At 65.9% G+C, this 16783-nt stretch carries 22 protein-coding genes; 7 read left to right on the forward strand and 15 right to left on the reverse strand.

Annotated elements, in window-relative coordinates:
* The first annotated feature begins 25 nt into the window (after nt 1–25).
* Nucleotides 26–2212, forward strand: a complete 2187-nt coding sequence (locus tag EWE75_RS06530) for a transglycosylase domain-containing protein (protein WP_130155852.1) — start codon at nt 26–28, stop codon at nt 2210–2212.
* On the opposite strand, the gene EWE75_RS06535 is transcribed toward EWE75_RS06530, so the two are convergent.
* The 3 genes from EWE75_RS06535 to EWE75_RS06545 are packed head-to-tail and all read right to left on the reverse strand — an operon-like array spanning nt 2185 to nt 3895.
* Nucleotides 2185–2862 carry a M48 family metallopeptidase gene (locus EWE75_RS06535; RefSeq protein ID WP_130155853.1) on the reverse strand — a complete coding sequence of 226 codons (678 nt, stop codon included), beginning with the start codon at nt 2860–2862 and terminating at the stop codon, nt 2185–2187. The two genes, EWE75_RS06530 and EWE75_RS06535, sit on opposite strands and share 28 nt — an antisense overlap.
* The gene (locus EWE75_RS06540; protein ID WP_130155854.1) at nt 2859–3293 is read right to left on the reverse strand and encodes a YcgN family cysteine cluster protein; all 435 of its coding nucleotides are present in this window, start codon (nt 3291–3293) and stop codon (nt 2859–2861) included. Before EWE75_RS06540 ends, EWE75_RS06535 begins: the two co-directional genes overlap by 4 nt.
* Nucleotides 3290–3895 carry an SCO family protein gene (locus EWE75_RS06545; RefSeq protein WP_130155855.1) on the reverse strand — a complete coding sequence of 202 codons (606 nt, stop codon included), beginning with the start codon at nt 3893–3895 and terminating at the stop codon, nt 3290–3292. The genes EWE75_RS06540 and EWE75_RS06545 overlap by 4 nt, the downstream gene beginning before the upstream one ends.
* 73 nt (nt 3896–3968) lie before the next feature.
* Here EWE75_RS06545 and EWE75_RS06550 point away from each other — a divergent pair, with 73 nt between their 5' ends.
* Nucleotides 3969–4577: an ankyrin repeat domain-containing protein gene (locus EWE75_RS06550; protein WP_130155856.1), complete on the forward strand. Its 609-nt coding sequence runs from the start codon at nt 3969–3971 to the stop codon at nt 4575–4577.
* A gap of 9 nt (nt 4578–4586) precedes the next feature.
* On the opposite strand, the gene EWE75_RS06555 is transcribed toward EWE75_RS06550, so the two are convergent.
* The 11 genes from EWE75_RS06555 to EWE75_RS06605 form a co-directional block, all read right to left on the reverse strand.
* Entirely contained in the window at nt 4587–5072 is a 486-nt protein-coding gene (locus EWE75_RS06555) for an MmcB family DNA repair protein (RefSeq protein ID WP_130155857.1), read from the reverse strand.
* Nucleotides 5073–5130: 58 nt separating this feature from the next.
* On the reverse strand, nt 5131–5625 hold the full coding sequence (locus EWE75_RS06560; RefSeq protein WP_345789373.1) for a cell wall hydrolase: 495 nt from the start codon (nt 5623–5625) through the stop codon (nt 5131–5133).
* A gap of 299 nt (nt 5626–5924) precedes the next feature.
* Nucleotides 5925–6266 carry a DUF1491 family protein gene (locus tag EWE75_RS06565; RefSeq protein WP_130155859.1) on the reverse strand — a complete coding sequence of 114 codons (342 nt, stop codon included), beginning with the start codon at nt 6264–6266 and terminating at the stop codon, nt 5925–5927.
* On the reverse strand, nt 6263–6766 hold the full coding sequence (locus EWE75_RS06570) for a PaaI family thioesterase (protein ID WP_130155860.1): 504 nt from the start codon (nt 6764–6766) through the stop codon (nt 6263–6265). Before EWE75_RS06570 ends, EWE75_RS06565 begins: the two co-directional genes overlap by 4 nt.
* Nucleotides 6717–7184 carry a PTS sugar transporter subunit IIA gene (locus EWE75_RS06575; RefSeq protein WP_130155861.1) on the reverse strand — a complete coding sequence of 156 codons (468 nt, stop codon included), beginning with the start codon at nt 7182–7184 and terminating at the stop codon, nt 6717–6719. The genes EWE75_RS06570 and EWE75_RS06575 overlap by 50 nt, the downstream gene beginning before the upstream one ends.
* A gap of 71 nt (nt 7185–7255) precedes the next feature.
* On the reverse strand, nt 7256–7861 hold the full coding sequence (hpf, locus tag EWE75_RS06580) for a ribosome hibernation-promoting factor, HPF/YfiA family (protein ID WP_130155862.1): 606 nt from the start codon (nt 7859–7861) through the stop codon (nt 7256–7258).
* A gap of 55 nt (nt 7862–7916) precedes the next feature.
* Nucleotides 7917–8609 carry a DNA polymerase III subunit epsilon gene (dnaQ, locus tag EWE75_RS06585; protein ID WP_130155863.1) on the reverse strand — a complete coding sequence of 231 codons (693 nt, stop codon included), beginning with the start codon at nt 8607–8609 and terminating at the stop codon, nt 7917–7919.
* A gap of 7 nt (nt 8610–8616) precedes the next feature.
* The gene (coaE, locus tag EWE75_RS06590; protein ID WP_130155864.1) at nt 8617–9210 is read right to left on the reverse strand and encodes a dephospho-CoA kinase; all 594 of its coding nucleotides are present in this window, start codon (nt 9208–9210) and stop codon (nt 8617–8619) included.
* On the reverse strand, nt 9207–10016 hold the full coding sequence (locus EWE75_RS06595; RefSeq protein WP_130155865.1) for a shikimate dehydrogenase family protein: 810 nt from the start codon (nt 10014–10016) through the stop codon (nt 9207–9209). Before EWE75_RS06595 ends, coaE begins: the two co-directional genes overlap by 4 nt.
* Entirely contained in the window at nt 10013–10609 is a 597-nt protein-coding gene (locus tag EWE75_RS06600; RefSeq protein WP_130155866.1) for a Maf family protein, read from the reverse strand. Before EWE75_RS06600 ends, EWE75_RS06595 begins: the two co-directional genes overlap by 4 nt.
* The gene (locus EWE75_RS06605; RefSeq protein WP_130155867.1) at nt 10606–11415 is read right to left on the reverse strand and encodes a pyruvate, water dikinase regulatory protein; all 810 of its coding nucleotides are present in this window, start codon (nt 11413–11415) and stop codon (nt 10606–10608) included. The genes EWE75_RS06600 and EWE75_RS06605 overlap by 4 nt, the downstream gene beginning before the upstream one ends.
* Before the next feature lie 286 nt (nt 11416–11701).
* Here EWE75_RS06605 and hemE point away from each other — a divergent pair, with 286 nt between their 5' ends.
* From hemE to rho, 3 genes are all read left to right on the forward strand, one after another.
* Complete coding sequence (hemE, locus tag EWE75_RS06610) at nt 11702–12760, forward strand: uroporphyrinogen decarboxylase (RefSeq protein WP_130155868.1); 1059 nt, start codon at nt 11702–11704, stop codon at nt 12758–12760.
* Nucleotides 12757–13209: a CopD family protein gene (locus EWE75_RS06615; RefSeq protein ID WP_130155869.1), complete on the forward strand. Its 453-nt coding sequence runs from the start codon at nt 12757–12759 to the stop codon at nt 13207–13209. The genes hemE and EWE75_RS06615 overlap by 4 nt, the downstream gene beginning before the upstream one ends.
* A 157-nt stretch (nt 13210–13366) precedes the next feature.
* Nucleotides 13367–14623: a transcription termination factor Rho gene (gene rho / locus EWE75_RS06620; protein WP_130155870.1), complete on the forward strand. Its 1257-nt coding sequence runs from the start codon at nt 13367–13369 to the stop codon at nt 14621–14623.
* Between the two features lie 98 nt (nt 14624–14721).
* On the opposite strand, the gene EWE75_RS06625 is transcribed toward rho, so the two are convergent.
* Complete coding sequence (locus tag EWE75_RS06625; RefSeq protein ID WP_130155871.1) at nt 14722–15189, reverse strand: methylated-DNA--[protein]-cysteine S-methyltransferase; 468 nt, start codon at nt 15187–15189, stop codon at nt 14722–14724.
* 50 nt (nt 15190–15239) lie between these two features.
* On the opposite strand from EWE75_RS06625, the gene EWE75_RS06630 reads away from it, so the two are divergent.
* Both EWE75_RS06630 and mnmE read left to right on the forward strand, forming a co-directional pair.
* Nucleotides 15240–15467 carry a DUF6489 family protein gene (locus tag EWE75_RS06630; RefSeq protein WP_130155872.1) on the forward strand — a complete coding sequence of 76 codons (228 nt, stop codon included), beginning with the start codon at nt 15240–15242 and terminating at the stop codon, nt 15465–15467.
* A 2-nt stretch (nt 15468–15469) separates the two neighbouring features.
* Nucleotides 15470–16753 (forward strand): tRNA uridine-5-carboxymethylaminomethyl(34) synthesis GTPase MnmE, encoded by a 1284-nt coding sequence (gene mnmE / locus EWE75_RS06635; RefSeq protein WP_130155873.1) that lies wholly within the window; start codon nt 15470–15472, stop codon nt 16751–16753.
* Nucleotides 16754–16783 lie beyond the last annotated feature (30 nt).

Consider the following 16783-nt stretch of genomic DNA (forward strand, 5'->3'; position numbering starts at 1 on the left):
AGCGCGTATTCGCTTGGGGCATCGCATGGCCAGATCTTCCAAAGCCCGTTCCCGCGCGCAAAGTGCGCGGGTGTCCGACAAGCCGCTCTGGCGTCGTCGCCTCGTCCTGCTGATCCGCATCGGGTTCGGCATCGCGGCGCTGGCCCTCGCTGCGCTGGCGATCACCGTCTACGTGACGCGCGCGCAACTGCCGAGTTACGAGCAGCTCAAATCCTCGCCCAACGGCCAGATGATCCGCGTCCATGCCGCCGACGGCACCGTGATCGTGTCGCTCGGGCCGAGTTACGGCGACTGGCTGAGCTACGACCAGATTCCGGCGGTGATGCGCGAGGCGATGATCTCGGTCGAGGATCGCCGCTTCCGCTCGCATATCGGCGTCGATCCGATCGGGATGGCGCGCGCGATCAAGCTCGGCATCGCCAATCGCGGCACCGGGCGGCGCCAGCAAGGCGCGTCGACGATCACCCAGCAGGTCGCCCGCACGATCTTCCTGTCGAACAAATATGATCTCGGCCGCAAGATGCGCGAAGGCTTCCTCGCGCTCGCGCTGGAGCGCAAGTTCAGCAAGGACGAGATCCTCGAACTGTATCTCAACAAGGTCTATTTCGGCGGTGGTGCCTATGGCATCGACGCGGCGAGCCGCAAATTCTTCGGCCACGGCGCCGATCATCTGACGCTGGCCGAAGCCGCGATCATCGCCGGGCTGGTCAAGGCGCCGTCGGTCTATTCGCCGACCGCCGACGAAGCCGCCGCCAAAGACCGTGCCGGCGTCGTGCTCTCGCTGATGCAGGAGACCGGGGCGATCACGCCGCAGCAGGCCGCCGACGCCGACATACAGAACGTGACGTTCGCGCCGGAGCCCAAACAGAACAGCGTGCGCTACTTCACCGATTGGGCGCTGCCACAGCTCGCCACGCTGATCGACGAGCCGAGCCGCCCGCTCGAAGTGTGGACGACGCTCGATCTCGGCATGCAGCGCGCCGCCGACGCGGCGGTGCGCAAGAACGCGCCGGGCGGGGCGCAGGGTGCGCTGGTCGCGATCGACCGCGACGGCGCTGTCCGCGCGATGGTCGGCGGCAAGGATTACGTCTCGTCGATCTACAACCGCGCGACTCAGGCGGTCCGCCAGCCGGGTTCGGCGTTCAAGCTGTTCGTGTATCTCGCCGCGCTCGAGGCCGGGCACAAGCCCGACGATTCGGTCGTCGATGAGCCGATCACGATCGACGGCTGGAGCCCGCGCAACGACGCGCGGCACAACATCGGCCAAACGACGCTGCGCACCGCCTTCGCCTATTCGATCAACACGGTCGCGGCGAAGCTCGGCCAGCAGGTCGGCTTCAGCACCGTCGCCGACATGGCGCGGCGCTTCGGCATCACCACGCCGGTCAACACGCATCCCTCGATGGTGCTCGGCAGTTCGGAAGTGCGCCTGCTCGATATGACGCGCGCATTCGCCAGCGTCGGCAACAAGGGCGTCGCGGTGACGCCTTATGGCATCACCAAGGTGACCGCAGGCGGCGAGACGATCTACACGCAGCAGATCGACACCAGCCACGTCCTCGTCGCGCCCTATGTCGCCGCCGAGATGACCGATCTGCTCCAGACCACGGTCAACACCGGCACCGGCAAGGCCGCGCAGATCGGCCGTCCAGTTGCGGGCAAGACCGGCACGACCACGTCGAGCAAGGACGGCTGGTTCCTCGGCTTCTCATCCGGCCTGACCACCGGCGTGTGGATGGGCCGCGACGATGCCAAGCCGATCGCCGGGCTGCACGGCGGCACCGCACCAGCACGCGCCTTCCATGATTTCATGGCGGTCGCGGTGGCCAATCGTCCGGTCGAGCAGTTCGAAACTCAGGTCACCTTGCCCGACATGTCGATCGAACCGGACGAGGAAAGCTATTTCGGCGGGCCGGACAATGGCGTGTTCGTCGATGACGATGGCAACCCTGCGCAGAGCGGGGGCGCGCAGCCGCGCCAGAACGATCGCCAGCGCGTCGATCCCGACGGCAACCCGATCGATGACGGCATCGTCGCGCCCGACGGTGATCCGCAAGCCAAGCCCGAGAAGCTCGACCAGCAATGGATGGATCATGTCCTCGGTCGCGATACGCCGGCGCAGAACCGGTCGCGCGGGGATCGTCCGACTGCCGCACCGCCGCCGGTGCGGCCGCAGCCGGACCGCTATTCGGACTCGCGCCCGAACCAGTGAAGGCTGGCGCCATGCGTGCGCAGCCACGCGCGCGACTCGGCGGGATCGCGCTCGTCCAGGGTCGCGGCGAGCGCGTGGAACGCCGGGCTGTGATTCATATGAACCCGGTGCGCGACCTCGTGCGCGACCGTCGAGCGGCGCACGAACGCGGGCGCGAGGATCAGCCGCCAGCTATAGCGGATCGCGCCGCTCGACGCGCAACTGCCCCAGCGCCCACGCGGATCGCCGACCGTCACCGCGCTGACCGACACGCCGGCGCGCGCCGCGCAGTCTGCGGTTTCGAGCGACAGCATGCGAAGCGCTTCGCGTCGTAGCCACAGCTCAATGCGCCGCGACAGACCCTCCGCCGGCCCGCCGCAGACCAATCGGTCGCCGACACGTTCGATTTTGCGCGGGCGCGCGACGTCCCAATCCACCGTCACCGGCTCGCCGCCCAGCGGCACCACCGCGCCGGACACGAAGGGGCGTGGCACCGGCAGGCGCGCGCGCTGCGCGTCGATCCACGCCTGCTGCGTCGCCGCCCATTGTAGCGCCGCCTTGACCGGCGCACGCGGCGGCAACGTCAACCGCACCCGCCCGCTCGCCGGATCGACCGACAGCCGCGCGCGCCGCGCGCGCGGGTGGCGGACGACTTCGAGCGGTTCGCTCACAGCTCCCGATCGATCAGGTGGTTCTCGAAATCGCCGGCATCATCCTCGGAGATCGTCCAGCCGCGCACCGACTCCCCGGCACGGTGAACCGCGTCGCGATCCCCGCAGACGAGATAATGCCAGCCCGGCAGCGGCTTGCCCGCCGCGCGCAGCCCGTACGCGCAGGTCGAGGGCAACCAGTCGATCGTGTGGACATTGTCGCGGTTGAGCCGGACGCATTCGCTGACATAGGCATGGCGGTGGCGATAGTCCGAACATTGCGCGGTGGCGCGATCGAGCAGGCGGCACGACACGTTGGTCGGGAACATTTCGCCGGTCTCTTCATCCTCAAGCTTGTGCAGGCAGCATTTGCCGCAGCCATCGCACAAGGCTTCCCATTGCCCGCGATCGAGCTTTTCGAGGGGGGTGTCTTCCCAGAACCGCGCGCTCATCGCACCCACCTTCCGAGTTCGGCGGCGACGTCATCGGGCGTCTTGTCGACCGGGATCAGCACGAGCGGCTTGCCCTGCGGGTCCATCAGATACGCGACACGCGAGTGCTGCACCATATAGCCGCCGCCGGGCGCGGGCGGCTGTTTCTCGTAGAAGATCGCATAGTCCTTGGCGGTAGCGGCGATGGCTTGCGGCGTTCCCGTCAAGCCAATCATCCGCGGATGAAACGCAGCCACGAACGGCTTGAGCACGGCGGGCGTGTCGCGCTCGGGATCGACCGTGACGAACACCGGCACCACCTTCGCGCCGCGCGCCGCATCCTTGGCTTCGAACGCGCGCAGGCCCGCACCAAGCGTCTGCATGTCGGTGGGGCAGACGTCCGGGCAGAAGGTATAGCCGAAATACATCACCCGGTATTTGCCGGCGAAGCTCGCATCGGTGACGGTCCTGCCGTCCTGATCGGTCAGCCGGAAAGGCCCGCCGATCTTCGCTCCGGCCAGCGGCGCGGGCGCGGTATCGGCGGGTTTGGAGCAGGCAACCGGGGCCGCCGCGACCAGCAGGGCGGCCAGCAGCGCAACGCGAGCGCGGACAATCTCATTCATGGTGCGCGCAGCATTGATCTGATAGCGGCAAAGGCGCAAGTCTGACCATGCAGGCAAGAGGTCGAATCCATCCATGAACGCACGTATCGCCGGACTCTCGCTCCTCGTCGCGGCGCTCGCGCTTCCGGCGGCACCCGCCACGGCGCAGCTCGGCCAGTCCGCCGGCTACAAATTCCTCCAGGCGATCCGCGATTCGAAGAATGACGAAGTCATCGCGACATTGTCGAAGCCCGGGTCGAGGATCGTCGATACGCGCGATTTCAACACGGGTGAGGGCGCAATCCACATCGTCACCAAGCGCGGCGACATTCCCTATCTCAACTATCTGATCGCCAACCAGGCCGATACCAACCTGCGCGACAACAAGGGCGAAACCGCGATGCTGATCGCGGCGGGCAACGGCCGCACCGACATTCTCGAAATTCTCAAGAAGGCCGGCGCGAACGTCAATCTCGCGAACAATAGCGGCGAGACTCCGCTGATCCGCGCCGTCCAGCATCGCGACATGGGCACGGTACGAACCTTGCTCGCGGAAGGGGCCGATCCCGACCAGAGCGACGTGATCGCGGGCATGTCGGCACGCGACTACGCGCACCAGGATACGCGCTCGCCCGCCATCGCCAAGCTGATCGACGAGACGCCGAAGAAGGCGAAGCTCGCCGTGTCGGGTCCGCGACTGTAAACGCAGCCGCTAGAACGCGCCGTCCGCCTCAGGATCAAGCGCTGCCGTCAACCGTCGCGCCGCGCGGCGTGCAAAGGCCAATGTGATGCGCTTTCGCGTCGCTGCCGGCAGCGGATCGGTATGCGCCTCGCGGGTGATGACCGCATCATAGCGATCGGCGACGATGATGCCGGTCCGCTCGGGCAGGAACGCCGCGCCACCCAGCGGTGATGCGTCGAAGCCGACCGGCACCGCCCAATAATAGCGATCGCAGCAGCCGAGGTAATCGGTCCATTTCGAATCGCCGAGCAGATCGGCGCGCGACACCTTGATCTCGACGATCACGACATTCCCGCGCGCGTCGAGCGCCATCAGGTCGGCGCGGCGGCCGCCATCGAGCGGGACTTCGCCGATCGCGACGAGATCGTGGCGGAGCAGCATCCGCACGGTGCCGCGCGCCACCTCGGCGGCGCACAGCGAATCGCGGACGGTGACGAGATCGGGAGCGGCAAGCATCTCCCGATCCTAGAACATTTCACGAACACGTCAAACCGGCATAGGCCAGTTCGCCGTCTCAGCGGTAGAAGATGTGGTTTCCGATCGACGCGACCTGCGTGCGATTGAAGTTCGCGTTGACGCGGCGTGCGTGGAAAAACAGCGCCTTGGAAGCGGGGCTGTCCCAGGCATCGGCAAGCGCGACGCGGGCGACCGCGACGGCAACGCGGTAGTTGTGGTTCTCGTTGATCTCGGGAACGCGGCCACCGCGCACGAACGAGAACTGGCCGGGCTGGGTGACGACCGAGCAGATCGAACCGGGGAAACGCCCCGACTTGCTGCGGTTGATGACGACTTCGGCGACGGCGAGCTGGCCGCTCAGCGGTTCGCCCTTCGATTCATAATAGATCGCGCCGGCAAGGCACTGAAGCTCGTCGCTGCTCGCATCATCGTCGGACTGGGCCGCGACGGCGTCGGCAAGCGAAGCATAAGACGGGGTGGATTTTGGCGCGGACGGAGCGGGATCGGCAGGATCGACCGCAGGTGTCGTTGCGTCAGGGGAAGTCTGGATCACTGCAACTGCCGGAACCATCGAGGCTGGCTGCGCGTTGATAGGCTGATTGATTTGAAGAGCGAAGCCAGGTGTGCTGGCACCGGCAAGTCCGGTGATGCTGGCAAAGATCGCCGCGATGGTTGCGGCACGTTGAAGAAGCGACATTAAACCGACAAATATGCGGTGGTGCGCGCAAAAGACCGCCTCAAACGAGCCAATCCCCCCGGACATCCCCCGACTGCGTAATCAACCCGGATCGCACCCGTGCTGACACAACGCCAAAACTGTTGTCGGCCCTATCCGGGCAACAGGCCCGATCGTCAATGTTGCAGGATCGTTTCTGCGGCCAATCGTTGCGCAAACGGGATGTCGAGATCGATCACCCACATATCCGGGTCGCGCGCTTTGCGCCGCTGCCAATAGCCCGTGGCCTCGTCGGGCGCGGACGTATCGCCGGGGCCGGCGGGCACCAACACAGCGCGACCATCAAGATCCCGACCCGGCTCGACCATGCCGGTGAACCGTCCTTTGTCGTTCAGAATCAAAAGAATAGACCCAGCCTGCGGATCGCCTTTGGCCAATACCATCGCCATGCCGCCGGCATCGTTGACGCGCCGCAGCAAAGCCGACACGATCAGGTTGGTCGGCAGCCGATCGCTCACGCGTCCCGGTATCCGGGCAGACCCGCCAATGCGATGCGCGAGCGCATGAACGTGCCGGTGCCGCGCGCGGCCTCTTCGCCCGATTCGTCGATCAGCCGCGCTTCGGCGACGAACACGCGGCGGTGTCCGCTGATCCAGCGGCCCTCGGCGATCACCGGGCCGCCGCGCAGCGGTTTGGTGAGCAACAGGTTGAACGCGGTCGTCAGCAGGAAGCGATCCGAGACGAGGCTGTTGGCCGCATAGAAAGCCGCATCGTCGAGCATCTTGAAATAGCTGGTGCCATGCGCCGCGCCGCCGGCGTGGAAATAGCGCTCGTCGATGTCGAAGTGGATACGCGCGATCCCCGGCTCGGGGATTTCAAGCCGCGATTCGAACAGCCGGTTGATCGGTGCCGCCGCATAGAGATTTTCCAGCGCACGGAAATGCGCGGCCTCTCCGGCGGCAGGGGATTCAGGCGGCGTCACGCGCCTCGCCGGTGCTGAACAAGGCGTAGAGCGCATCGGGCGACCCCGCGCCGCGCAGTTTCGCCACGAAGGCGCGGTCGCGCAGGCTCCGCGACACCAATGCCAGCGCCTTGAGGTGCGCGGCGCCGGCATCAGGCGGCGACAGCAAGGTGAAGACGATATCGACCGGCAAATCATCGACCGCCTTGAAGTCGATCGGTTGGGCCAACCGCGCGAACACGCCGACGACATGCGCCAGCCCCTCGATCCGCCCGTGCGGCGTGGCGACGCCACCACCGAAGCCGGTACTGCCGAGCTTCTCGCGTGCGACGAGCGCATTCGCGACACCGCCGGCGTCGAGACCATAGGCTGAGGCCGCAATCGCGCCGATCTGCTGAAACAGCGGTTTCCTGGCGCTCGCGGCGAGGTTCGCCACCACCGCGCCGGGCAAGAGCAGATCACTAAACTCGGTCATGTCATTCCTCGGCCGTTCACCGGCGCCTCTCCGCCGGCGCGCATAGACCGAATTGCGCGCCGGCGGAAGCGTCAGGCGGCCCCGTCGGTAGCCCGGTGCGGCTCGACCCAGCCGATCGTGCCATCGCCGCGGCGATAGACCATATTATAGGCGCCCGAGCCGACGTTGCGGAACAAGAGCGCGGTGGTGTTGCGCAGATCGAGCATCATCACCGCATCCGATACGGTGGCGTCGGGCACGTCAACGCGGGTCTCGGCGACGATCGGCGGGAAATCGCCCTCGACGTCCTCGTCTTCGGCCTGATCCTGGAACACGGTGTAGCCGGCATTGTCGGTGACCGTGCCGTCATCAGCGATCGTCGCGCCGCCGGCGGGCACCGCGCTGCGATCCTTGAGACGTCGCATGTAGCGGCGGAGCTGCTTCTCGATCTTGTCGGCGGCGCCATCGAACGCGACGTGGGCTTCCATGCCGCTGTTGTTGGCCTTGAGCACCAGCCCTTGCATAACGTGCGCGACGATGTCGCAGGTAAACGCCTCGTGCGGGCCACGGCCAAAAGTCACTTGCGCGGAAATGGCACGCGCGAAGTATTTCGTGGCGATCGCCTGCAGACGTTCATCGACATGGACCTTGATCGCCTCGCCGGTCGCGACCTGATGGCCGGAGACTCGGATATCCATGCGCATTCTCCTTTTTCAACGCGGCCGGACAGGCTGAACCCTCCGTCCGCTACCGTCAACCAATTGCCTCCGATCCCCATAACGGGTTGGAGACGGAGCTTAGAAAGGCTGCGTGGCGCGCAAGTTCCGCCTCGCTCGCCGCAAAGACGCGCGCCGGGCGGACGACCGCAGGTGCCGCGTTGACGAGGATCGGACGGTCTTCGATGCGCGTCTCGCTCACCAGCCCGAGGCCGATCTGGCGCCCGCCGGTCAGCTCGACATAGACCTGCGCGAGCAATTGCGCGTCGAGCAAAGCGCCGTGAAACGTGCGTGCGCTGCGGTCGATGCCATAGCGCGAACACAGCGCATCGAGGCTGTGCTTGGCACCGGGATGGCGCGTGCGCGCGATCACGATCGTATCGACCATCCGGTGCATGCCGATCGGCGGGCGCCCGCATCGGCCAAGCTCGCCGTTGAGGAAACCGAAGTCGAACGTGGCATTGTGCGCGACGAGTGGCGCATCGCCGAGAAATTCGAGCAGGGCATCGACGCCGTGCGCGAACAGCGGTTTGTCGGCGAGGAAGGCGTCGCTCAACCCGTGGACGCGTTGCGCCTCGGCCGGCATCGTGCGTTCGGGATGGAAATAGGCGTGGAACGAACGGCCGGTTTCGACGCGGTTGAACATTTCCACACAGCCGATCTCGACGAGACGGTCGCCGTCGGCGAAGCTGAATCCGGTGGTTTCGGTGTCGAACACGATCTCGCGCATCGCGATGTTATCCGCCTTTGCGCGCGCTCAAGCAAGCGATCACCTCGGCCACGGCGACTTCGGTTTCGGTGAGGCTGCCGCCGGTCGGAATTACGAAATCGGCGCGTGCGACCTTCTCGGCATTGCGCATCTGGCGCGCGAGAATCGCCTCGAACTTCTCCGCCGCCATACCGGATCGCGCCAGCACACGGGCACGCTGCACGGCGGGCGGCGCATCGACCACCGCGATGCGGTCGACACCGTGTTCGCCGCCGGTTTCGAACAGCAACGGTATGTCGAGCAGCACGATCGGCGCATCGGCATGGTCGCGCAGGAACGCGGCGCGCTCTTCGGCGACGGCGGGGTGGACGATCGCCTCCAGCCGCCTGAGCGCGGGCGTATCGCCGAGCACCGCCTTGCCGAGCAGCCCGCGATCGACGCCCTCCGGCCCGGTCGTGCCAGGGAAGGCGGCTTCGATCGCCGCGACCAACCGACCGGCCGGGCCTTGCAAGCGGTGAACCGCCGCGTCGGCATCGAACACCGGCACGCCGCTGCGCGCGAACATCGCCGCGACGGTCGATTTGCCCATGCCGATCGAGCCGGTCAGGCCCAGCGTGATCATGCCAGCAACAGCGCGCGCAAGTCCTCGTCGCGGTCGCGTGGCGGGGCTATGCCGAAGAACAGCTCGAACGCGACCGCCGCCTGGCCGACCAGCATTTCGAGGCCATCGACCGTCTCCAGCCCGCGCGCATCGGCCTGGGCGAGCAATTCGGTTTCGACCGGCGCGTAGACGAGATCATAGACGATCGCGTCTTCGGGCAGCGGCGACAGATCGATCGCCAGTTCGGGATGATCGACCATGCCGAGCGCGCTGGTGTTGACGACCAGCGCGGCGGGCGGAATCGCGCTGCCCAACGGCAACGCCTTGCCCTTGAGGCCGAACGACGACAGCAACGCCGCCGCTTTCAACACATTGCGGTTGAGCAACGTCACCGGCCCGACCCCGGCACGCGCCAGCGCGAACAGCACCGCGCGCGCGGCGCCGCCAGCCCCAACCACCACCACCGGCTTGCCCGCCAGATCGCGGTCGGCGATCGGCGCATAGAAGCCGGCGGCATCGGTGTTGGTGCCGATCATCGCGCCGTCGGGCTGGCGCAACACGGTGTTGATCGCACCGATCGACTCCCGCACGCCGCCGGGATCACCGACATGGTCGAGCGCGGCCTGTTTGTGGGGGATCGTGATGTTGCAGCCACGCCAATCGGTGTCGGCTTTGCGCTCGGCGAAATAGCCGGCGAGATCGTCAGGCGAGACGTGGCGACGTTCGTAGCGGGCGTCGAGACCCAGCGCTTCGATCCAGAAGCCGTGGATCAGCGGCGATTTGGAATGCGCGATCGGATCACCGATCACTTCCGCATAGACCGTCATGCCGTCATCACCCCCCGCACGCGCAAATAGTCGAGCACTTGAAGCAGCGGCAGCCCGAGCACGGTGAACTGACTCCCCTCGATCCGCGAAAACAATTGCGCGCCCGGCCCCTCGATCCGGTAGCAGCCGACGCAGCCCGAGATCGCCGGCCATTCGGCATCGAGATAGCGCTCGATGAACGCATCCGACAGAGTGCGGACGTGCATCTTGGCGCGATCCACGACGCGCCATACCGGGCGGCCGCCTTCCGCGATCACCGCCGCGCTGACGAGATCGTGGCGCTTCCCCGACAGGCGGCGGAGATGCTCGGCGGCATTCTCGCGCGACACCGGCTTGTCGAGCATCGTGCCGTCGTCCAGCTCGACGATCGAATCCGAACCGAGCACCAGCGCTTGCGGGTTACGCTGCGACACACGCAGCGCCTTCAACTCGGCGAGCGCATCGGCGAGATCGCGCGCGGGCAGGCCCTCCGCGCGCAACGCGGCCTTGGCGCTTTCCTCGTCGACACCGGCCGCAACCGCCTCGAACGGCACCATTGCCGCCGACAGCATCGCCCGGCGCGACGCGCTTTGCGAGGCGAGGATCAGCCTCATGGCTCGCCTCGTTCGGCGACGAGCGCGATGATCGCCGCTGCGGTCTCCTCGATCGAGCGGCGCGTCACGTCGATCACGGGCCAGCCATTGTCAGCGAACATCCGACGCGCCCAGGCGACCTCGCGCGAGACGGCTTCATGATCGACATAGTCCGTCTCGGGCGCCTGATTGAGCGAGAGCAGGCGGTTGCGACGGACCTGGATCAGCCGGTCCGCGCTGGTCGTCAGCCCGACCACCAAGGGCCGCTTCAGCGAAAACAGCACCCGCGGCGGCGGGCTTTCCACCACGACGGGGATGTTGGCGGTCTTGTAACCGCGATTGGCGAGATAGATCGAGGTCGGTGTCTTCGACGACCGCGACACGCCGGCGAGCACGATATCGGCCTCTTCCCAATCCTCCGAGCCGAGGCCGTCGTCATGCGCGATGGTGAACTGGATCGCGTCCACCCGCGCGAAATAGGCCGCGTCGAGCATATGCTGGCGGCCGGGCCGCGCCTTGGCCTGCTGGCCGAGCAGGCTGGAGAGCGCGCCCGTCACCCCATCGAGCGGCGCAACCGCTGGCAGGCCGAGCGCCCGGCATCGCATCTCGAGATTGCGGCGCGTCTCGCTGTTGACCAATGTGAACAGCACCAGCCCCGGATTTTGCGAAATTTCCTGCAGGATGCGTTCGAGATGCCCCTCGGTCCGCACCATCGGCCAGAAGTGCCGGATCGTCTCGACATCGTCATATTGCGCGAGCGCGGCCTTGGCGATGTTCTCCAGCGTCTCGCCGGTCGAATCCGAAAGGAGATGGAGGTGGAGCCGCATCGGCCAGCCTCAACGGGACAAAGGTGTGGATAACATCGGGATTGTCGCTAGCGGAACTTCGCGACCCAGCAAAGGCCGATCGAACGGTGGAAAACCCGCGACTTTCCCACAGCTCAACACACAACCGCGGATTCTATCAACAGCCTGTGGAAAGCGTGTACGACGGAATCGAATCCGAGGCGTTGGGCGGAGTCTGGTCCGTCAAGCTGTTGGCATTTCGGGGACGACGGCATAAGCCCCGGCTTCCACGCGCCAACAGCTTCAACATCCTTTTAGATTCTTACTTATGGTAGAGGTACGCCGTGCTTTCGATCGAGATGACCCGGTGAAACCGCTACTGGCGACGCTTCGGGGGACCAAGCAGCCGGTCGCCCCGGTATGGCTGATGCGCCAAGCCGGGCGCTATCTGCCCGAGTATCGCGCGCTGCGAGCGGAGAAGGGCGGTTTCCTCGCGCTCGCGACGGATCCGCAAGCGGCGGCGGAGGTGACGTTGCAGCCGATCCGCCGCTTCGGTTTTGATGGCGCGATCCTGTTTTCCGATATCCTGATGGTGCCGGCAGCACTCGGCCAGTCGCTCAGCTTCGGGGCGGGGGAGGGGCCTGCGTTGGCGCCACCCTTGCTCGATCATGCCCTGGCGGCGCTGACGCCCAATCCGGCGTTCCTCGATCCGGTCTATGCCACGGTGCGCAACGTCGCCGCCGCGCTGCCGCCCGAGACGACGTTCCTTGGCTTCGCGGGCAGCCCGTGGACGGTCGCCACCTATATGGTCGCCGGGCACGGCAGCCGCGACCAGAGCGAGACACGCCGTTTCGCTTATGCCGATCCGCTGCGCTTCGCCGAGATCATCGATGCGATCGTGGTGACGACGATCGACTATCTCTCGCGCCAGATCGAAGCGGGGGTTGAGGCGGTGCAATTGTTCGACAGTTGGGCAGGCTCGCTCAGCCCCGCGCAGTTCGAACGCTGGGTGATCGCGCCCAATGCTGCGATCGTCGCGGCGCTGCATGCGCGCCACCCGAACGTCCCGGTGATCGGCTTCCCCAAGGGCGCAGGCGGCAAGCTGCCAGCCTATGCGCGCGAAACCGGGGTCAATGCGCTCGGCCTCGACGAGACGGTCGATCCGCGCTGGGCGGCGGCGAACCTGCCGGTCGATCTGCCGGTGCAGGGCAATCTCGATCCGCTCGCGTTGATCGCGGGCGGCGCGGCGCTGGAAGGCGCGGTGGCAAACGTGCTTGAGGCGTTCGCGGATCGTCCCCATATCTTCAACCTCGGGCATGGCATCCTGCAGGACACGCCCATCGAAAACGTCGAGCGCCTGCTGGCGCTGGTGCGGAGAGCGCGATGAATTTCCTCGGTAACGCCTATCTCTGGGTCAAGGCGGCGCATGTCATCTTCGTGGTGTTCTGGATGGCGGGCCTGTTTATGCTGCCGCGCTATCTGGTCTATCATCAGGAAGCGCTCGGCAACCCCGAGGAGGCGGCGCGCTGGACCGATCGCGAGGGCAAGATCCGTTCGATCATCCTGACGCCGTCGATGATCCTGGTATGGCTGTTCGGGCTGCTGCTGGCGGCCAACGCGGGCCTGTTCAGCGGTGTGCCGGGGTTGGCGTGGCTGCATGCCAAGCTCGCGCTGGTGGTGGTCCTGAGCGGCTATCACGGCTGGGCGGTCGGCTATGCCAGAAAGCTCGCCAAGGGCCGCGCGACTCTCAGCGGGCGCACGCTGCGGATGGTCAACGAAGTGCCGGCGGTGCTGGTGACGCTGATCGTCATTCTGGTGATCGTGCGCCCCTTCTGACTTGACTTGCGCGCCAGCCGGACCTAGCTGTCCCATCAATGTTACCATGCGGCGCCGTCCTGGCGTCGGTCGTGTGGCATCCTGTCTCCAGCCTCGTCGCGTATCCTTCGCTGACTGACGCTCACTTTCCCAGCACATCTTGCTTCGGACGCCCTCAATGCATCTCAAAGACCTCAAAAACAAAAAGCCCGCCGAACTTGTCGAGATGGCGGAAGCGCTCGGCATCGAGAGCGCCTCGACGCTGCGCAAGCAGGATCTGATGTTCGCGATCCTCAAGGTGCAGGCCGAGAATGGCGACCAGATCATGGGACTGGGCACGATCGAGGTGCTGCCCGACGGGTTCGGCTTCCTGCGCAGCCCCGAGGCGAATTATCTCGCCGGGCCGGACGACATCTACATTTCGCCCAACCAGGTGCGGAAGTTCGGCCTGCGCACCGGCGACACGGTCGAAGCCGAGATCCGCGGGCCCAAGGACGGCGAACGCTATTTCGCGCTGACCAAGCTCATCTCGGTCAATTTCGACGATCCCGATGCGGTGCGTCATCGCGTCAATTTCGACAACCTTACGCCGCTATATCCTGAGCAGAAGCTCACGCTCGATCCGTCCGACCCGACGATGAAGGACAAGTCGGCGCGCGTCATCGACATCATCTCGCCGCAGGGCAAGGGCCAGCGCACGCTGATCGTGGCGCCGCCCCGCGTCGGCAAGACGGTGATGCTCCAGAACATCGCCAAGGCGATCACCGACAATCACCCCGAGGTGTTCCTGATCGTGCTGCTGATCGACGAGCGGCCCGAGGAAGTCACCGACATGCAGCGTTCGGTGAAGGGTGAGGTCGTTTCCTCGACCTTCGACGAGCCGGCAACGCGCCACGTCCAGGTCGCCGAGATGGTGATCGAGAAGGCCAAGCGCCTCGTCGAGCACAAGAAGGACGTGGTGATCCTGCTCGATTCGATCACCCGCCTCGGTCGTGCCTACAACACCGTCGTGCCGTCGTCGGGCAAGGTGCTGACCGGCGGTGTCGACGCCAATGCGCTCCAGCGGCCGAAGCGCTTCTTCGGTGCGGCGCGTAACATCGAGGAGGGCGGTTCGCTCTCGATCATCGCGACCGCGCTGATCGACACCGGCAGCCGCATGGATGAAGTGATCTTTGAAGAATTCAAGGGCACGGGTAACTCGGAAATCGTGCTCGATCGCAAGGTTGCCGACAAGCGTATCTTCCCGGCGCTCGACGTCGGCAAGTCCGGCACGCGCAAGGAAGAGCTGCTGGTCGATCAGAGCAAGCTGTCCAAGATGTGGGTGCTGCGCCGCATCCTCATGCAGATGGGCACGATCGATTCGATGGAATTCCTGCTCGACAAGATGAAGAATTCGAAGACCAACGAAGATTTTTTCGACAGCATGAATCAATAGCCGGATGCGGCCCGCGCCAAGCTGGCGCGGGACTCGCATCGGCTCGGCCGGCGGGACTTCAGTCCCGACCGACGACGCGGGCTTTGCCCGCGACGCTGCTAAATAAGCCGCCCCTGCTCATGATCGAGCAACCATCGCTTGGTCACCGGCCCATCGCCTGCGGAATACGCCCCAAGCGACCCATCGGCATTGGTCACGCGGTGGCATGGCACCACGATCGGCAGCGAATTGCGCGCGCACGCCTGACCGATCGCCCGCGCGCCAGACCCGATCGACCGCGCCAGCGCCCCGTAACTGCGCGTCTGGCCAAAGCCGATCGCAACCATCGCGTCGCGCATCGCCATGCCGCGCGGGCTGGCCAAGGGCCGCAACGGCAGATCGAACACCATCAGCCGACGCGCGAAATAGGCGGAGATCTGTGCGGCACCCTCGGCCAGCGCACCCGCACCGGCAACCTCGGGCTGCACATCCGGTTCGATCGTGATGGCATCGAGCCGTTCCTTATCACCACGCAGCCGCACCATGCCGATGGGCGTTGCGATCAGGGCAAAGTCACGCGCATACATGTACGGACTATGGAGCGTTCAATTCCGGCGCTCAAGCGGAGGAACGCCCGATGAAGATCAATGTCGAGGTCGAATGCACCCCGGAAGAGGCGCGTCGCGTGATGGGCCTGCCCGATTTCACGCCGGTGCATGAAAAATATATCGAGATGCTGACCAACTCGATGGACGGCAATGTTTCGAGCGAAGTGGTCGAGAACATGATGCGGAGCTGGGCACCCGTCGGCGATGCCGGCATGAGTTTCTGGCGCAAGATGTTCGAGACCTCGACGTCGAAATAGCCGTGGACACGATCTTCGCCGTTTCGAGCGGTGCGGCGCCGGCGGCGATTTCGATCCTGCGGCTCAGCGGGGCAGGGGCGTTTGCGGCGGCGCGGTCGCTGTGCGGGACGTTGCCCGAGCCGCGCGTCGCCGGCCTGCGTGCGCTGCGTGATCCGGCCAGCGGCATGCTGCTCGATCGCGGGCTGGTGCTGGTGTTTCCTGGCCCGAACAGTGCGACCGGCGAAGATATCGTCGAACTACACGTTCACGGTGGCCGCGCCACGCAACGCGCGCTCGAAGCCGCGCTCGGCGCGATCGACGGGCTGCGACCAGCCGAGGCTGGCGAGTTCACGCGCCGCGCGCTTGAACATGGCCGTATCGATTTGACCGAGGCAGAAGGGCTGGGCGATCTGCTTGCGGCGGAGACCGAGCATCAGCGCCGTGCCGCGTTGCGCCTGTCGGAAGGGGGACTCCGCCAGCAGATCGAGCGGTGGAACGACCGCCTCGTCGATGTCGCTGCCGGGATCGAAGCGGCGCTCGATTTCTCTGACGAAGACGACGTACCCGAGGCCGTCACCGCGCAGTCGGGCGCCGCGCTGGCGGCTCTGGCGAACGAGATCGGCACGCTCGTCGCCGCTCCGTCAGTCGAGCGGCTTCGCGACGGCGTGCGCGTGGTGATTGCAGGACCGCCCAACAGCGGCAAGTCGACGCTTATCAATCGGCTGGCCGGGCGTGACGTGGCGATCGTCTCGCCCACGGCTGGCACGACTCGCGACCGGATCGAAGTGCCGGTGATGCGATCGGGAATCGCCTATGTCTTCACGGACACTGCTGGCTTGCGCGATGAGGGGGCCGACGAGATCGAGCAGATCGGTATCGGTCGCGCGATCGATGCGATCACCGCGAGCGATATCCTGCTGTGGCTGGACGACTCGCCACCCGCCTATGCAGGTGCATTTTGGGTGCATGCGCGGTGCGACGTGCCGGGCCGAACGTCCTTACCGCCTGGTCCCGAGCTTGCCATCTCCGCAGCAAGCGGCGAGGGGATTGAACCCTTGTGGTCCCGGCTGGAAGCGCGGGCTAATGCGTTCGGATCGGCGCCGGACGAAATGGCGATCAACGCGCGCCAACGCGCGCTTCTGGCCAGTGCGGAGGCGATCTTGCGGATCGGATCTGCTGAACCTGACATTCTCCTCCGCGCGGAGGCGATCAGAAGCGCGCGCGCCGTATTCGATAGCATTACCGGACGCGCCAATGTCGAGGCCGTACTCGACGCATTGTTCGGGCGGTTCTGCATCGGCAAGTGAGTGTTCCACGTGGAACGCTTTGACTTGGCG

Origin of the sequence: Sphingomonas populi (assembly GCF_004208535.1) — a bacterium.
In the GTDB taxonomy this organism is placed as follows: Bacteria; Pseudomonadota; Alphaproteobacteria; order Sphingomonadales; family Sphingomonadaceae; genus Sphingomonas; species Sphingomonas populi.

Excerpts from the sequence above, each read along its gene's own strand:
- EWE75_RS06550 (WP_130155856.1), top strand. The coding sequence starts at position 3,969 with ATGAACGCACGTATCGCCGGACTCTCGCTCCTCGTCGCGGCGCTCGCG.
- rho (WP_130155870.1), top strand. The coding sequence starts at position 13,367 with ATGCATCTCAAAGACCTCAAAAACAAAAAGCCCGCCGAACTTGTCGAG.
- EWE75_RS06600 (WP_130155866.1), bottom strand. The coding sequence starts at position 10,609 with ATGAGGCTGATCCTCGCCTCGCAAAGCGCGTCGCGCCGGGCGATGCTG.
- dnaQ (WP_130155863.1), bottom strand. The coding sequence starts at position 8,609 with ATGCGCGAGATCGTGTTCGACACCGAAACCACCGGATTCAGCTTCGCC.
- EWE75_RS06555 (WP_130155857.1), bottom strand. The coding sequence starts at position 5,072 with ATGCTTGCCGCTCCCGATCTCGTCACCGTCCGCGATTCGCTGTGCGCC.
- hpf (WP_130155862.1), bottom strand. The coding sequence starts at position 7,861 with ATGGATATCCGAGTCTCCGGCCATCAGGTCGCGACCGGCGAGGCGATC.
- EWE75_RS06595 (WP_130155865.1), bottom strand. The coding sequence starts at position 10,016 with ATGACGGTCTATGCGGAAGTGATCGGTGATCCGATCGCGCATTCCAAA.
- EWE75_RS06575 (WP_130155861.1), bottom strand. The coding sequence starts at position 7,184 with ATGACCGAGTTTAGTGATCTGCTCTTGCCCGGCGCGGTGGTGGCGAAC.
- EWE75_RS06530 (WP_130155852.1), top strand. The coding sequence starts at position 26 with ATGGCCAGATCTTCCAAAGCCCGTTCCCGCGCGCAAAGTGCGCGGGTG.
- EWE75_RS06605 (WP_130155867.1), bottom strand. The coding sequence starts at position 11,415 with ATGCGGCTCCACCTCCATCTCCTTTCGGATTCGACCGGCGAGACGCTG.
- EWE75_RS06540 (WP_130155854.1), bottom strand. The coding sequence starts at position 3,293 with ATGAGCGCGCGGTTCTGGGAAGACACCCCCCTCGAAAAGCTCGATCGC.
- hemE (WP_130155868.1), top strand. The coding sequence starts at position 11,702 with ATGGTAGAGGTACGCCGTGCTTTCGATCGAGATGACCCGGTGAAACCG.
- EWE75_RS06570 (WP_130155860.1), bottom strand. The coding sequence starts at position 6,766 with ATGCGCTCTACGCCTTGTTCAGCACCGGCGAGGCGCGTGACGCCGCCT.
- coaE (WP_130155864.1), bottom strand. The coding sequence starts at position 9,210 with ATGATCACGCTGGGCCTGACCGGCTCGATCGGCATGGGCAAATCGACC.
- EWE75_RS06625 (WP_130155871.1), bottom strand. The coding sequence starts at position 15,189 with ATGTATGCGCGTGACTTTGCCCTGATCGCAACGCCCATCGGCATGGTG.
- EWE75_RS06630 (WP_130155872.1), top strand. The coding sequence starts at position 15,240 with ATGAAGATCAATGTCGAGGTCGAATGCACCCCGGAAGAGGCGCGTCGC.
- EWE75_RS06545 (WP_130155855.1), bottom strand. The coding sequence starts at position 3,895 with ATGAATGAGATTGTCCGCGCTCGCGTTGCGCTGCTGGCCGCCCTGCTG.
- EWE75_RS06615 (WP_130155869.1), top strand. The coding sequence starts at position 12,757 with ATGAATTTCCTCGGTAACGCCTATCTCTGGGTCAAGGCGGCGCATGTC.